At 31.6% G+C, this 16,200-nt stretch carries 14 protein-coding genes; 8 read left to right on the top strand and 6 right to left on the bottom strand.

What is annotated here, in order from left to right; translation table 11 throughout:
* Positions 1–71: 71 nt before the first annotated feature.
* From ACIQZ1_RS00735 to ACIQZ1_RS00725, 3 genes are all read left to right on the top strand, one after another.
* Positions 72–1,061 carry an aspartate-semialdehyde dehydrogenase gene (locus ACIQZ1_RS00735; protein WP_396158113.1) on the top strand — a complete coding sequence of 330 codons (990 nt, stop codon included), beginning with the start codon at positions 72–74 and terminating at the stop codon, positions 1,059–1,061.
* Complete coding sequence (locus tag ACIQZ1_RS00730; protein WP_396158111.1) at positions 1,061–1,393, top strand: hypothetical protein; 333 nt, start codon at positions 1,061–1,063, stop codon at positions 1,391–1,393. Before ACIQZ1_RS00735 ends, ACIQZ1_RS00730 begins: the two co-directional genes overlap by 1 nt.
* Positions 1,394–1,582: 189 nt before the next feature.
* On the top strand, positions 1,583–3,793 hold the full coding sequence (locus tag ACIQZ1_RS00725; RefSeq protein ID WP_396158109.1) for a TonB-dependent receptor domain-containing protein: 2,211 nt from the start codon (positions 1,583–1,585) through the stop codon (positions 3,791–3,793).
* A 47-nt stretch (positions 3,794–3,840) separates the two neighbouring features.
* Here the strand turns inward: ACIQZ1_RS00725 and ACIQZ1_RS00720 are convergent, their stop codons facing one another.
* The 5 genes from ACIQZ1_RS00720 to ACIQZ1_RS00700 all read right to left on the bottom strand — a co-directional run bounded on the left by ACIQZ1_RS00720 (position 3,841) and on the right by ACIQZ1_RS00700 (position 9,177).
* Positions 3,841–4,659: an SDR family NAD(P)-dependent oxidoreductase gene (locus ACIQZ1_RS00720; protein ID WP_396158107.1), complete on the bottom strand. Its 819-nt coding sequence runs from the start codon at positions 4,657–4,659 to the stop codon at positions 3,841–3,843.
* Positions 4,660–4,671: 12 nt separating this feature from the next.
* A complete protein-coding gene (gene mtgA / locus ACIQZ1_RS00715) occupies positions 4,672–5,397 on the bottom strand; it encodes a monofunctional biosynthetic peptidoglycan transglycosylase (RefSeq protein ID WP_396158105.1) in 726 nt (241 codons plus the stop codon).
* Position 5,398: 1 nt separating this feature from the next.
* Positions 5,399–6,511 (bottom strand): NAD(P)/FAD-dependent oxidoreductase, encoded by a 1,113-nt coding sequence (locus ACIQZ1_RS00710; RefSeq protein WP_396158103.1) that lies wholly within the window; start codon positions 6,509–6,511, stop codon positions 5,399–5,401.
* A 616-nt stretch (positions 6,512–7,127) separates the two neighbouring features.
* Complete coding sequence (locus ACIQZ1_RS00705) at positions 7,128–7,895, bottom strand: DedA family protein (protein WP_396158101.1); 768 nt, start codon at positions 7,893–7,895, stop codon at positions 7,128–7,130.
* A gap of 34 nt (positions 7,896–7,929) precedes the next feature.
* A complete protein-coding gene (locus tag ACIQZ1_RS00700) occupies positions 7,930–9,177 on the bottom strand; it encodes a dicarboxylate/amino acid:cation symporter (protein ID WP_396158099.1) in 1,248 nt (415 codons plus the stop codon).
* 84 nt (positions 9,178–9,261) lie between these two features.
* On the opposite strand from ACIQZ1_RS00700, the gene ACIQZ1_RS00695 reads away from it, so the two are divergent.
* The gene (locus ACIQZ1_RS00695; RefSeq protein ID WP_396158097.1) at positions 9,262–11,175 is read left to right on the top strand and encodes a S9 family peptidase; all 1,914 of its coding nucleotides are present in this window, start codon (positions 9,262–9,264) and stop codon (positions 11,173–11,175) included.
* Between the two features lie 104 nt (positions 11,176–11,279).
* Positions 11,280–12,488: an NAD(P)/FAD-dependent oxidoreductase gene (locus ACIQZ1_RS00690; RefSeq protein WP_396158095.1), complete on the top strand. Its 1,209-nt coding sequence runs from the start codon at positions 11,280–11,282 to the stop codon at positions 12,486–12,488.
* Here ACIQZ1_RS00690 and ACIQZ1_RS00685 read toward each other — a convergent pair.
* On the bottom strand, positions 12,485–12,958 hold the full coding sequence (locus ACIQZ1_RS00685; RefSeq protein ID WP_396158093.1) for a TspO/MBR family protein: 474 nt from the start codon (positions 12,956–12,958) through the stop codon (positions 12,485–12,487). The two genes, ACIQZ1_RS00690 and ACIQZ1_RS00685, sit on opposite strands and share 4 nt — an antisense overlap.
* A 91-nt stretch (positions 12,959–13,049) precedes the next feature.
* On the opposite strand from ACIQZ1_RS00685, the gene mvaD reads away from it, so the two are divergent.
* The 3 genes from mvaD (at position 13,050) to ACIQZ1_RS00670 (ending at position 16,134) form a co-directional block, all read left to right on the top strand.
* Positions 13,050–14,135, top strand: coding sequence for a diphosphomevalonate decarboxylase (gene mvaD / locus ACIQZ1_RS00680; protein WP_396158091.1), 1,086 nt, complete (start codon positions 13,050–13,052; stop codon positions 14,133–14,135).
* A gap of 58 nt (positions 14,136–14,193) precedes the next feature.
* A complete protein-coding gene (locus ACIQZ1_RS00675; protein ID WP_396158089.1) occupies positions 14,194–15,132 on the top strand; it encodes a mevalonate kinase in 939 nt (312 codons plus the stop codon).
* Positions 15,133–15,213: 81 nt separating this feature from the next.
* Complete coding sequence (locus ACIQZ1_RS00670; RefSeq protein ID WP_396158087.1) at positions 15,214–16,134, top strand: geranylgeranylglycerol-phosphate geranylgeranyltransferase; 921 nt, start codon at positions 15,214–15,216, stop codon at positions 16,132–16,134.
* Positions 16,135–16,200: the final 66 nt, after the last annotated feature.

The following is a 16,200-nucleotide window of genomic DNA, read 5'->3' as shown; positions in this document are numbered from 1 at the left end:
TTTGCAATAAGTTTTATACTTTTGCAGTGTTAAAAAAATAAATGTAAATAAATGTAAATAAATGTAAATAAATGAAAGTAGCCGTAGTTGGAGCCACTGGAATGGTGGGAGAAGTAATGCTTCAAATATTAAAAGAAAGAAATTTTCCGGTAACGGAATTAATTCCTGTTGCCTCAGAAAAATCTGTAGGTAAAGAAATTGAATTTAACGGGAAAACATATAAAGTTGTCAGTTTACAAACTGCAGTAGATATGAAAGCTGATATTGCTTTGTTTTCTGCTGGTGGAGAAACTTCTTTAGCTTGGGCGCCAAAATTTGCTGCTGCCGGTACAACAGTTATTGATAATTCTTCGGCTTGGAGAATGGATGAAACTAAGAAGTTAGTTGTTCCAGAAATTAATGCGGATATTTTAACTGCAGCCGACAAGATTATTCCAAATGCAAATTGTTCTACGATTCAATTGGTAATGGCTTTAGCACCTTTACATAAAAAATATAAAATCAAACGAATTATTGTTTCTACTTATCAATCTATTACTGGAACAGGAGTAAAAGGTGTGCAACAATTAGAAAATGAATATGCTGGTGTTAAAGGCGAAATGGCTTATAAATACCAAATTCATAGAAATGCGATTCCTCAATGTGATCTGTTTGAAGAGAACGATTACACGAAAGAAGAAATGAAATTGGTTCGTGAAACACAAAAAATCTTAAACGATAAAACAATTGGTGTTACGGCTACTGCGGTAAGAATTCCAGTAGTTGGCGGACATAGTGAAGCGGTTAACGTGGAATTTTATTCAGATTTTGATGTAAATGAAGTTCGTACCCTTTTACACAATACACCAGGAATTACGGTTCAAGATAATTTAGATACATTTACGTATCCAATGCCGTTTTACGCTGAAGGTAAAGATGATGTATTTGTAGGTCGTATTCGTAGAGATGAAAGCCAACCAAACACATTGAATATGTGGATTGTTGCTGATAATTTACGAAAAGGTGCCGCAACAAATACCGTACAAATAGCCGAATATTTAGTGGCGAATAAATTGGTGTAATGCAAAAAAAATATGTAAAATATAACGTACTGATGGCATTGGCAATACTTTTTGCCATATGCTATCAGTCGTTACATATTTTTACAGATGAAGCGCATCATTTTCAAAATGAGATTACTCAAGAAAGCTCTTCTAAAATTCATTTTTCAAAAGGAAACCATAACGATTGTCCGGTTTGTGATTTTGAATTTGCAGCCTTTTTAGCAGAAGCTGTTTTTACTTTTGATTTTATTAATCCCAATCATACCTTTCACTATTCTTTTGTTTACGAATCCTTCGTAAAAGAAAATGGATTTTTATATTTTTCCTATCGAGGTCCGCCTTTAGTTTAAGTTTTTGTCATTCTGAACTTGTTTACTTCGTCAATTCGCAAGCTCGGGTCAGAATCGAATAAATATAGCTGCCACTGATTCCACTGATTAACACGGATTTTTCAAAATCTTTTTAATCATTTAAATCTGTGGTAAGAATGTTATATATCTCTCACAGCTTTTATTTTAATAAAATTTAAACGTATACAAATGAAAAAATATATTTTTCTCATCATATTGATGGGCTTTACCTCTTTGGGCTTTGCCCAAAATGCTATTTCAGGAACAATTAAAAACCAAAATAACGAACCTATATCTAATGTTGAAATTTCAATTTTAGATGCTACAATTCAAACAAAATCTAATGAATACGGACAATTTGAAATAAAAAATTTGCCTATCGGAAAAAGGACTTTAATTTTCAAAAAAGAAAAATTCGAAATTAAATCGCAAACAATTTTAATCGAAAAATTAGCGCAAATAAATTTAGATATTGTTTTAGAAAAAGAAGTCCATCATATCGATGAAATTTTAATTTCTTCTGTTTTTAATACCACACAAAACGAAAATGCGGTAAAAATTGACCATATTAATTTAAAACAAATACAAAATATGGGTGTCATAAATTTATCGGATGCATTGGCTACTAACCCAGGAGTAAATGTTGTTTCAACTGGAATTTCAATAGGAAAACCTGTAATTAGAGGGTTAAGTGGAAACCGAGTTTTGACATATGCACAAGGTATCCGATTAGAAAATCAACAATTTGGTGAAGAACACGGTTTAGGTTTAAATGCAAACGGACAAGAAAGTGTAGAAATTATAAAAGGACCCGCTTCTTTATTATATGGTTCAGATGCTATGGGCGGTGTTTTGTATTTTAATCCAGAAAAATATGCTGCCAATAACAAAACAGAATTTGCTGTAAATCAAGTTGTAAATAGTAACACACAAGGCATAAATAGTTCGGTAACCTTTAAAAATTCTGTAGATAAATTTAAGTTTTTAGTTCAAAATAATTATTCTGCACACGCCGATTACAAACTTCCAAATGGTGAAAGGGTTTTGAATACGCGATTTATTGAAAAGGACTTTAAATTAGGAACGTCCTATGTAACCTCTCGTTATGTTGCCGATTTAAGATATAATTATAACGATTTGAATTTGGGTTTACCCGAAGAAAATTTAGAAAGTATTGGTTTTAGAACGCCTTTATTTCCAAGTCAGAAAATTGAAAATCATTTGTTGAGTTTTAACCAGAAATTATATTTTAAAAATTCAAAATTAGAAGCAACGGCTGGTTACGTGTTTAATGATAGAAAAGAATTGGAAAGTGAAGACGAAACGGCACTTTTTATGAAATTGAAGACTTTTAATTACAATGTTCGTTATTATTTACCTGATTTCGGAAAATTTGAATCGATAATTGGTTTTCAAGGAATGAATCAAGAAAACAGAAATTTTGGAGAAAAACGATTGATTCCAAATGCAAAAATTGCTGATATTGGTTTCTTTGGAACTTCGCAATATAAATTCAATAAGAATCTCTTACAATTTGGTGTTCGTTATGATTTCAGAAAAGTAAATATTGAAGAATTTGGAGAAAATGGAACAGAAGGCGCTTTTCAAAAATTAGATAAAAATTATGAAAGCATCAATGCGTCTTTAGGTTTTAAAACAAATGTTACGGATAATATTACTTCAAGAGTAAATTTCTCAACAGGTTTTAGAGCACCTAACTTATCCGAACTTTCATCAAATGGAGTACACGAAGGAAGTAATCGATACGAAATTGGTAATTCAAACTTAAAAAACGAACAAAATTTTCAAGTCGATTTAAATGTCGATTATAACTCGGAACACTTTGATTTTTTTGTGAATGGATTTTATAACAACATTAATAACTATATTTATATTTCACCAAACGGAAGTACTATTGATACTAATTTCGTATATGATTATTTGCAAAATAACGCCGTATTATATGGTGGAGAAACAGGAATTCATTTCCATTTACACGAAATAGATTGGTTGCATATGACCAGTAGCTACGAAATGGTAATTGGCGAATTAGAAAACAATTTGAATTTGCCTTTAATCCCTGCAAATCAATGGAAAAATAATTTTAGAGCGAATTTTGATATAACTAAAAATATTAAAAATAGTTTTGTTTTCTTGCAAGCGAATTATACTTTCAATCAAAATAGAATTGGAAATTTTGAAACTAAAACCAACGATTATCTATTGCTTTCATCAGGAATTGGAACTGATATCCAGTTGAAAAAAGCTACATTTAATTTGTATCTAACAGCTACCAATTTATTAAATAAACAATATGTAGCCCATTTGTCTCGTTTAAAAACAGATGGAATTTATAATATGGGAAGAAATATAGTTTTAGGTGTAAATTTTAATTTGTAATTTAAAATATCAAAAAGGCGATTTTTATGGTTTTGAAAGTCGCTTTTTTATTTATTTAAAGTAAATTTTCTAATGATATAGTTAAATATTTTATAGCCAAATACACGTCTTAAAATCCGCATTATATTGGCATCAAAACCTATGGTGTATCTTCTGAAATTTTTATTTGGTTTTTCGGCAATTTTAAATAATTTTTCAACAATTTGTTGGGGTAAATCTTCGTTTTTACCTGATTTATCCAAAAGCAATTTCGAAATTTTATCCATTAATTTATTGTAAGAAAAAATTTCTGTTGCTTCACATTTGGTCACGTTCTTTTGAAACGAAGTTGGTGCATTACCAAATTGTACCGTTGCTACACTTATATTAAAATCTACCAGTTCATATGCCATACATTCGGAAAAACTTTCTACTGCTTGTTTGGTCGAATGATAAAAGTTTCCAAGTGGCAAATTTACTAATCCAGCAACAGAAGTAATATTTATAAATTGTCCATATTTTTGTTGTCTAAATGTTGGAATAAATGCCCTACATACTTTTACAACCCCTAGCCAATTTACATTTACAATCGTATCAATTTTTTTGTCTTCTGATAGTTCTACAAAACTTCTGTAGCCCATTCCTGCATTATTAATAATCGTATCAATTTTCGGATGATTATCTAAAATAATTTTAGTAGCCGATGCAATGCTTTCAGTGGATGTTACATCCATTTCATAACAAAAAATAGTAGAAATATCTTTAAAATCTTCGCCTTCAGAAGGATGAAGTAACGTAGCAATAACGGTCCAGTTATTTTTAGCGAAATATAATGCAGTTTGTTTGCCAATTCCTCCACCAGCACCAGTTATTAAGACTGTTTTCATATTAGTTTTTTATTAATATTTTAATTTTGTCATTAAAATATAGCGGGCAATTTTGCTTTGTTTTCGACTAATGTAGGCAGAACCATTTGGACTAAATCTTCTTGGGTTTGGTAAAATTGCTGCAATTCCGGCGGCTTGCATTCGTGTTAAACTTTTGCAATCTCTTTTGTACCAATGTTGTGTAGCGGCTTCAGCACCATAAATACCATCGCCCATTTCAATACTGTTTAGGTAGACTTCAAGTATGCGTTGCTTGCCCCAAACTAATTCAATTAATACGGTGTAATAAGCTTCTAATGCTTTTCGGAAATAACTTCTTCCTTGCCAAAGGAAAACATTTTTTGCAGTTTGTTGTGTTATAGTACTTCCACCTTTTAGTTTTTTGCCTTTAAAATTTCCTACTGCAGCTTTTCGCATCGCAGAAAAATCCAGGCCATTGTGTTCAAAAAACCTACCGTCTTCACTGGCAATAACCGCTTTTTGTAGGTTTTTAGAAATGTCTTCTATGGGTACCCAATGATGTTTGGTTTCAATGTTTTTCCCTGCAGATTTATTTTCAAAATATCGAATTACCATAAGTGGCGTGTAAGGCACGGGTACAAATTTATAAAGTACCACAAAAAACAAACTAATAATATTGAACCAAATAACTAGTTTCCAAAAGAAACGCATTATATGGCTGAAAAATCCTTTTTTTCCAGTGCTTTTTGGTTTTATTGTTGCTTTTATTGCCGCCATTTTATACTAAATCTGCTACTTCTTTTCCAATTAAACTTCCTATAGCAACGCCCATTCCGCCCATTCTAACGCCGCAATAGATATGGTTGCTTAGTTGTTTTATAATTGGGTTTTTAGAATTTCCGATACCCATAATACCACTCCAACTATGCTCAATTTCAAAAGGGGTATCAGGCAAAATTACATTTTTTAACAAATCTTCCAAGCGATTTTGAATTTTTTCAGTAGTTTCTAATGAAGTAGTGGTTTCTCCTTCAAAATCTAAGTTTCTCCCACCGCCAAAAAGTACTCTATTATTTATATTTCGGAAGTAATAATAGCCTTGGTCTAAATGAAAAGTACCTTTGATGTGTAAATTCTCAATTGGTTTTGTAATTAAAACTTGCGCTCTTGCAGGTTTGACTTCGTTTTTGGTTAATTCGGAAGCAAAACCATTTGTAGTGAAAATCAGTTTTTTGGTTTTAAAAGTAACTTCATTGGTAACCACCTCCACATTATTATTTGTTTCTTGATAATCAGAAACCGTTTGATGGTTTAGAATTAAAATATCGTGTAATGCGGCTTTTTTTAATAAGGTTTGCATCATATTTCCAGTGTCAATTTGACCTTCAAAAGCATTAAAAATCAAATGTTCAAACGTATTTTTAAATTTAAAACTATCATTTACTTTAGTATACACATCGGATTTGAATAATGGACTAACAATGTCGTTTATAAAAGGAATTTTGGAAACGCAATCACTATAAAACGCTTCGTCTTCTTTCAGAAACAATTCGTAACCGCCTAAAGGTTGATAATCAATGGCTGCATCACCTAAGTTGTTACGAAGCAGTTGTAAACCAGCATATCTTTTTTGAATCAATTGTATAACTTCTTCTTCGGTATGTGTTTTTAAATCGTCAATAATTTCGGAAACACTTCCAAAACAAGCAAAACCAGCATTTTTAGTACTGGCACCTTGAGGTAAAGCCCCTTTTTCTAAAAGTATAATTTTGGCTTTTGGAAACCGTTCTCTTAACCGAATCGCGGTATGTAACCCTACAATTCCGCTACCTACTATGGTGAAATCCACGTTGGAGAACCAATTTTTTATTTCCCAATAGCTCAGTTGCATATTATATTTCAATTGTTAGTAATACAGGTATTTGTTGTAAAAGTATTGAAAATATTGAGAATAAAAAAGATGTTCTAATCGATTCCTGTCGAAGTAATGGGTAGTAAGGATTTAACATTTGTGCTTATAATTAAAATATTGAGTAAAAAAACAAAAAATATAAAAAGTCTTAGTTTTTTGATTAAATTTGTGAGTTATAATATATGTACGAATAGCAAATCTATACTATCGGATATATAATAGATAAACTTTAAATTATGGATTATTTTTATATTGTAATTTTAATTATTCTTTTGTTCTTTTCTGTTAAAGAAATTAAGAAAAATAAAGCATTATCAAATGATTCGATTTATAATTTTTACCAAAATTCAAGAAACTTTAGACTTTTAATGATGGTTGTCGCTTGTTCTATTCTTGTTTCAGTATTTGTTTTAAGGAAGGTTTTAGTTTTCTATAATGATATTTATGGTAATGCATCAAATTAGTACATTGGTGTAAAAGACTGTCGAAGAAGTATATCGCTGATTTTGAAAACCTTTTATAAAACTCGAATAGCGCTAACAGTTTTGCTTAAAATTCTAATAACACGGAAACTTATTTTAGTATGATTTATCATTTACTCATCACCAGACCCATCTACTTTCCCTAATTTTCTTGCTTTAATGGCTTTCATTACTAAAGGAAATGTGGTAACGGCTACTAAAATTAGAATAATTTTTTCGATATGATGTTTTAAATCAATATCAAATTTTTCTAAAAACAAGCCGTATAAATAATGGCCTGCATACACCAAAATAAACGACCATAAAATAGAACTTAAAATATTATACAACATAAATTTGCTTTTTTTCATGTGTACAATTCCAGCAATAATAGGTACAAAAGTTCTTACAATGGGTAAAAATCTTGCAAAAACTATAGCAATTCCACCATGCTTTTGAAAGAAGCTTTCGGAGTGTTCTAAATACTTTTTCTTAAAGAAAAAACCATCCTTTTTTTGATATAAATTTTTTCCGTACACCGAACCAAACCAATAGCCAAAAACATTACCAATTATTCCAGAAAGTGCAATTAATGTGGCAATCACAAAAACAGGCGAGTAGCCTTGAGGTAAAAAAGTTAAAGGTTGCGCCAATGCTTCACAATAAATTCCAGATAAAAACAATAAACTATCTCCAGGAAGAAAAAATCCTATAAACAAACCGGTTTCGGCAAATACAATAAACAAAACCATATAAATTCCAATAGGAACGCCACCTAATTCTAAGTTAATGTAAAATTCGGGATTAAAAAGCTGGGTCCATGTAAATTCTTTATCAATTTCTTGGGCTTGTAATACTACGTTTAATTTTAATTTTTCAAGTAGGTCTATGATGATTTTCATGGGTTTCAATTTTATTTTTTAGCAAGAATTAGTATTAACTCTCGATTTCTGAGGCTTCGTGTTTAGATTCCCATTTGTCAATTGCCGCTGTAGAAAGCGCGTTTCCTAACACGTTCGTCATACTTCTTGCCATATCGCAAAAATGGTCAATTGGCAAAATCAAAGCAATTCCTTCTGGTGGTATGCCAAACATAGCACAAGTAGCCACTACTACAATTAACGAGGCTCTTGGCACACCCGCTACGCCTTTACTTGTTAGCATTAAAACTAAAAGCATGGTAAGTTGTTCAGGTAAACTCATTTCTATACCATATACTTGCGCAATAAAAATACTGGCAAATGTCATGTACATCATACTTCCATCAAGGTTAAAAGAATACCCTAGCGGCAAAGTGAAGGATACAATTTTTGGTTGGCATCCAAAACGTTCTAACTCTTCTACCATTTTTGGAAAAACAGCTTCAGAACTTGTGGTAGAAAAGGCAATTAATAAAGGACTTTTAATACGTTGTAACAATACAAATAAACGTTTTCCTAGAATAAGATAGCCAACTAGTAATAATATCACCCAAAGTGAAACGATACCCACTAAAAAAGCGCCTAAATACTTGGCGTAAAGTGTAAATACTTCAAAACCATGTTTCGCAATCGCACTTGCCACAGCACCTAAAACGCCTAATGGCGCCGTCCACATAATAAAAGAAACCATTTTTAAAATCACATGCGAAACCGAATCTAATAATTTAAGAATGGGTTTCGCTTCTTTTTTACTAAATGCCGCTAAAGCCACACCAAATAAAATAGAAAAAATTACAATTTGTAAGATTTCGTTAGTAGCTAAAGCTTCAAATAAACTTTTTGGAATAACATGTTTTACAAATTCTTCTAATGAAAATCCTTTTGAGTTTTCTAACAATTCAGAAGCACTGGAAGCGTCATCTAATTTAATTGTTGTTCCTTTTCCTGGTTCGAAAAAATTCACTAAAACCATTCCTAATAACAAGGAAATTAAGGAAGCAGAAATAAACCAAGCCATCGCTTTTCCACCCACGCGGCCAACCATTTTCATGTCGCCCATTTTGGCAATTCCAACTACTAAAGTAGAAAAAACTAAGGGTGCAATTATCATTTGAACCAATCGTATGAAAATGGTTCCAAGTAATTTTATATTTTTTGAGAAGGTGTCAATGGCTTCAGGAAACTGATAATGCACAATTCCACCTAAGCCAACTCCAATAATAAGCGAAATGATAATTAATATAAAGAGTTTATTGTTTTTCATTTTTCATTTTTATTTTAGACCGTGAAAATAGTTATATTTTTTCAAAAAAGTGCTACTTTTAACCTCGTTTTAAATTTTAACAGTATGAAAAAATATATTTTTCTCATTTTCAGTGTACTAAGTATGAGTTCAAATGCGCAACAAATAATGACGCCAGAAAAGTTATGGCAATTAGGCAGAGTCACACCAATAGGGATTTCTAAAGACGGAAAGTCGCTAATTTACAAAGTGGGCACACCAAATATTCAAGAAAATAAACTAGTTTCTAAATATTATTCTGTTCCTGTTGGAGGAGGAAATCCGGTTACTTTAGATAAAATTGATGGCTTAGTTGCAGATAAAAGTATTTCGCCAAACGGACAAGAATACATAAGTGTGCAACAAGTAAAAGTTGAAAAAATTTTAGGATCTGATATATATCCAAGTTTGACAAAAACATCAGCACAAGTGTATGAAGGTTTAGATTATCGTCATTGGGATACTTGGAATAATGGCACGCACAATCATTTGTTTGTAGGATTACTTGGTAAACCAAACGAAAAAATACTTGGGCCTATTGATATTATGCCAAATGAACCTTATGATGCACCTCAAAAACCTTTTGGTGGTGATGAAGATTATGTTTGGTCACCAGATGGAAATAAAATCATTTATGTATGTAAGAAAAAAGCAGGAACAGCCTACGCAACAAGTACAAATACCGATTTATACGAGTACGATGTAGCAACAAAAACCACAAAAAATCTTACGGAGAAAAATTTAGGTTATGATACACATCCAACCTTTTCACCTCGAGGCGAACTAAGTTGGTTGCAAATGAAACGCGATGGTTTTGAAGCAGATAAAAATGACATTATCGTAAGAGTTCAAGGATTTGATGTCAATTTAACTGCTAATTGGGACGGAACTGTTGATAGTTTTGTATGGGCAAAAGAAGGAAATAAAGTCTATTTTATTGCACCTGTGTTAGGAACAAAACAACTTTTTGAAGTAAATCATGTTGGGTTAACTAAAATGTTTCCTGTTGTAACACAACTTACTGATGGCGATTTTGATGTAAATAGCATCATTGGATTTTCAGGAAATTCTGTTTTAGTTACAAAAACCACGCATAATAGTGCAACAGAAGTGTTTTCGTACGATTTAAAAAAGAAATCTTGGAAACAAATTACACATGTAAATGACGAATTTTATTCGAAAATTGCAACCTGCACTTCCGAAAAACGATGGGTTAACACAACTGATGGCAAAAAAATGTTGGTTTGGGTAATTTTACCTCCAAATTTTGATAAAACAAAAAAATATCCAACACTTTTATACTGTCAAGGCGGTCCACAAAGTGCTTTAACGCAATATTATTCTTTCCGTTGGAATTTTCAACTTATGGCCTCACAAGGATATATTGTAGTGGCGCCAAATAGAAGAGGTATGCCAGGTCATGGTGTTCAATGGAACGAACAAATTTCAGGAGATTGGGGCGGACAAGTAATGGACGATTATTTATCAGCCATTGATGATATTTCAAAAGAATCGTATGTAGATAAAACCAGAATTGGTGCTGTTGGCGCGAGTTATGGCGGCTATTCGGTATTTCAATTAGCTGGAATTCATAAAAATCGTTTCAAAACATTTATTTCGCATTGCGGCATTTTCAATACAGAAAGTATGTACGGAACTACAGAAGAAGTGTTCTTTACGAATTGGGATTCGGGCGGCGCCTATTGGGAAAAAGACAATAAAATCGCACAGAAAACATATAACGAATTCAATCCAATTAAGTTGGTAAACAATTGGAATACCCCGATTTTAATTATTCAAGGTGGAAAAGATTACCGTGTGCCAATAGGTCAAGGACAAGAAGCTTTTCAAGCGGCACAATTAAAAGGAATAAAAAGTAAATTTTTACTATTTCCAGATGAAAATCATTGGGTGTTACAACCTCAAAATGCTTTAGTTTGGCAAAGTGAATTTTTTAAATGGTTGAAAGAGACGTTGTAACTATTTTCAGACCTGACAGGTTTTAAAAACCTGTCAGGTCTGAAAAATCTAAAATTAACAAGTAATTATTCTTACCTTTAATAGGAAAATAAAGATAACTTCAAATGCAATCATACAACATCATAATTATAGGCGGTGGCGCAGCCGGTTTCTTCGCAGCTATTAATATTGCAGAGAAACATCCGCAACTTAGTGTAGCCATTCTGGAAAGAGGGAAGGAATGCTTAACTAAGGTTAAAATTTCTGGTGGTGGACGTTGTAATGTCACGCACGCGTGTTTTGTACCGAACGATTTGGTCAAATTTTATCCGCGTGGTGAAAAAGAATTAAAAGGGCCTTTTTCGCAATTTTGTTCTGGTGATACGATAGATTGGTTCGAAAAAAGAGGTGTCGAATTAAAAATTGAAGAAGACGGAAGAATGTTCCCAATTACAGATGATTCTCAAACCATAATTGACTGTTTTGAAAAAGAAGTAAAGAAATTAGGCATTAAAGTTTTTACCTCACAAAGTGTGCAGTCTTTATATTTTAATAAGGGCGAACAATGGAAAATTGAAACCCAACACGATGTTTTTGTTGCAGATAAAATTGTAGTCGCAACAGGAAGTAATCCTAAAATTTGGGAAATGATGCATCAAATGGGCCATCAAATTGTCGAACCCATTCCTTCCTTATTTACATTCAATATTACCGATAAAAGAATTAAAGATTTAATGGGGCTTTCGGCGCAAGCCAGCATTAAAATAAAAAACTCAAAATTAGCATCTTCGGGGCCATTATTAATTACACATTGGGGACTTTCAGGACCTGGAATATTGAGACTTTCCGCCTGGGGTGCACGAGAATTGTTTGATAAAAAATATTGTTTTGCCCTGCTTGTAAATTGGTTAGATGAGATGTCTTTTGAGGAAGCCATCGAACAATTAAAAGAAATTAAAGAAGAAAATAATAAAAAACTAATTGGCAAATTTTGTCCGTTTGATTTTCCAAAACGATTGTGGGAAAATATCGTAACCGCTTCAGATATTGCTTTAGATTATAAATGGGCTGAGGTAACCAATAAGCAAATTAATAGCTTAGCCAATCAGTTAACCCAAGCTGAATTTCAGGTTAACGGTAAAAGCACTTTTAAAGAAGAATTTGTAACCGCTGGCGGTATCGATTTAAAAGAAATTAATTTTAAAACGATGCAAAGTAAAATTTTACCAAAAGTCTATTTTGCTGGCGAAGTGGTAAATATTGATGCTATAACTGGTGGCTTCAATTTTCAAAATGCTTGGACAAGCGGTTTTATCGTTGCCGAAAATATTTAATTTAAATAAAAAATACTAAAAGTCAATAGTGTTGCAAAAGAAACCCAAACAATATAAGGAATGAATAATTTTGCTGCAGTTACGTTTATCGGCTTAAATAATTTGTAACATTCTAACATAACCAAAAGCAATAAAATAATTTCAATTGAGGCTAATAGTAGATTTTGCAACCCAAAAAATAGGTAAGACCATAACGCATTTAACCCCAATTGAAAAATAAAATATTGTAACGCTATTTTAACTTCTTTAGGTTTATTTTCAATTTCATTCCAAACTAATCCTGCAGCAATTCCCATAAAAATGTATAACAAAGTCCAAACAGGGGCAAAAACCCAATTTGGAGGATTAAATATAGGTTTTATTAGAGTAGGATACCAAGTGGTTATAGACGATTGTGTAATTTTTCCTGAGAAAAAGCCTACAGTCAAACAAATAATTATGCAATACGATATTCTTAAATACTTTTTCATTTTCATAATTTTATTCAAATATATTTAAAACTTCTGACATCTGACAACTAAGTTTTAACTTCCTTTTCTATCTTTGTAAAAAATATTTTTTATGTATTCTGATTTAGACTTCATTATTTCAAATTATAATTCAATAGAAGCGGCATCTTTTTCGTGGAGTGCGCCAAGTAATATTGCTTTGGTGAAATATTGGGGAAAAAAAGAAAACGGTGATCAAATCCCAGCCAATCCGTCGATTAGTTTTACGCTGAAAAATTGCAAAACCATTACATCGGTTACGATTTCTTCTAAAGTTGAAAAAGTTAATTTTTCATTCGATTTGTTATTTGAAGGAAAGTCAAAAGAAGATTTTAAACCTAAAATTCAAAATTTTTTCGAAAGAATTTATAAATATTGCCCGTATTTAAAAGAATATCATTTTACAATTAATACCCAAAATACTTTTCCGCATAGTTCAGGAATAGCGTCTTCTGCTTCAGGAATGGCAGCGCTTGCCATGAATATTATGAGTTTAGAAAAGGCGTTAAAACCTGAAATTTCCGATGATTATTTTTATGCAAAAGCTTCTTTTTTAGCCCGATTAGGCTCAGGAAGTGCTTGCAGAAGTATAATTGGCAAAGTAGTTGGGTGGGGAAAAAACGAAACCATAAAAAATAGCTCCGACTTATTTGGAGTTGCATTTGAAAATATTCATCCGAATTTTCATAATTTTCAAGACACCATTTTATTAGTAGATAAAGGCGAAAAACAAGTTTCAAGTACAGTTGGACATAATTTAATGCACAACCATCCTTTTGCCGAACAGCGTTTCGAACAAGCACATCATAATATTGCTAAAATTGTTACGTTATTAGAAACAGGAAATGTAACCGAATTTATGAGTTTGGTAGAAAGCGAAGCACTGACGTTACACGCTATGATGATGACTTCGATGCCTTATTTTATTTTAATGAAACCCAATACATTAGAAATTATTAATAAAATTTGGAAGTTTAGAAGCGATACGCAAACTCCGGTTTGTTTTACGTTAGATGCAGGTGCCAATGTGCACGTTTTGTATCCTAAAAATGTAAAAGAAAAAGTATTGCAATTTATTCAGGACGAATTAGTTGGCTATTGTCAAAATGGTCAGTATATTTGTGATGAAATTGGGAATGGTGCACAAGATTTGAAATAATTTTTATATCTTTACTCAAACATCTGATTACTAAATATTGTAAACTGAACAATAAATTATGAAAGGACCACTTTTTTACTCAAAAATATTACTTTTCGGAGAATATGGAATTATCCAAGATTCCAAAGGACTTTCTATACCATATAATTTTTACAAAGGTGCGCTGAAGTCAGATGAAAATCCGACAAATGAAGCAAAAAAATCAAATCAAAGTTTGGTTAAATTCGTAACTTATTTAAAGCAATTACAATCGGAACAACCAGATTTAGTAACGTTTAATATTGAGTTGTTGCAAAACGATGTAAATAACGGAATGTATTTTGATTCTAGTATCCCTCAAGGGTATGGAGTAGGAAGTAGTGGCGCCTTAGTAGCCGCTATTTACGATAAATACGCTGCAAATAAAATTACCGTTTTAGAAAACCTAACTAGAGAAAAATTATTACAATTAAAATCAATTTTTTCTAATATGGAGTCTTTTTTTCACGGAAAAAGCTCTGGTTTAGATCCATTAAATAGTTACTTAAGTTTGCCAATCCTTATCAATTCAAAAGATAATATTGAAGCAGCTGGAATTCCAAGTCAATCGGCTACAGGAAAAGGCGCAGTTTTCTTATTAGATTCAGGAATTGTTGGAGAAACGGCTCCGATGGTAAATATATTTATGGAAAATTTAAAAGACCAAGGTTTTAGAAACATGCTAAAATCTCAGTTTATAAAATATACCGATTCTTGTGTGGAAAACTTCTTACAAGGCGATATGAAATCGTTATTTAAAAACACAAAAGAATTATCTAAAGTAGTTTTAAGTAATTTTAAACCAATGATTCCGGAACAATTTCACCAAATTTGGCAAAACGGAATTGAAACTAACGATTACTATTTAAAATTGTGTGGTTCTGGTGGTGGCGGCTATATTTTAGGTTTCACGCAAGATTTTGAAAAAGCTAAAAAGTCTTTAAAAGATTATAAATTAGAAATGGTTTATCAGTTTTAAAATAGGTATGAGGATTAGGGTATAAGGTTTAAGTAGAAAAACCCAACACCCAACACCCAACACCCAACACCTTTTACCCAAATGCTAAGTCGCAACTCTAAATTAGTACTTACTAAAATCTTCAGTTTCTTTTCTGTGGCTCGTGGGTACAATGTATTTGTAATCGCTTTAGCACAATATTTATCTGCTATTTTTATTTTAGCTCCAGAAAGAAGAGCGTTAGACATTATTTTAGATTGGAGATTATTTTTATTAGTGATGGCGTCTACTTTTGCTATTGCTTCGGGGTATATTATTAATAATTTTTACGATGCCAAAAAGGACATCATCAATCGTCCCAAAAAATCGTATTTAGATAGATTAGTCAGTCAGAAAACCCAACTACAAGTTTATTTTACTTTAAATTTCTTCTCTGCTTTATTTGGTTTTATTGTTTCTTGGCGAGCGGCTTTATTTTTTTCGGTTTATATTTTTATTATTTTTCTTTATTCGCATAAGCTAAAAAAAATACTATTAATTGGTAATATTTCAGCATCTTTATTAGCTGTTTTGCCCTTTTTCGGAATTTTATTGTATTTCAAAAACTTTTATCAAGTAATTTTTGCCCACGCAACATTTTTATTTCTAATCATATTAATTCGTGAAATGATTAAAGATTTAGAAAACATTGAAGGCGATTTATCTAATAATTATCAAACCATACCCGTTAATTTCGGGGAAAATTTTGCTAAAAAAATTATTTCATTATTACTATTTTGTACAATCGTTCCTGTATATTTTCTAATTAATGTTTTCGATGTAGGCTATATGGACATTTACTTTTACTCAAGTTATATTTTGCTACTAATTTTTATAATAAAATTATGGAAGTCGGAAGGAAAAGTGGATTATATTAAACTTCATTTTTTACTGAAAATAATTTTATTAGCTGGTGTAATTTGTATCATATTAATTAAGCCAGATGTTATTGAAAACGGTCAAAAATTACTATTAATTCCATAGCTTATCGGCTTCTAACTGCCAATTTCGTACTTCTCACTTAAATTGACTATCTTTGCAAAAAATAAA

It is taken from the genome of Flavobacterium sp. (assembly GCF_044341185.1).
Taxonomy (GTDB): Bacteria; Bacteroidota; Bacteroidia; order Flavobacteriales; family Flavobacteriaceae; genus Flavobacterium.
Note: the sequence above shows the minus strand (reverse complement) of the source record. Positions and strands in the feature narration are given on the sequence as shown.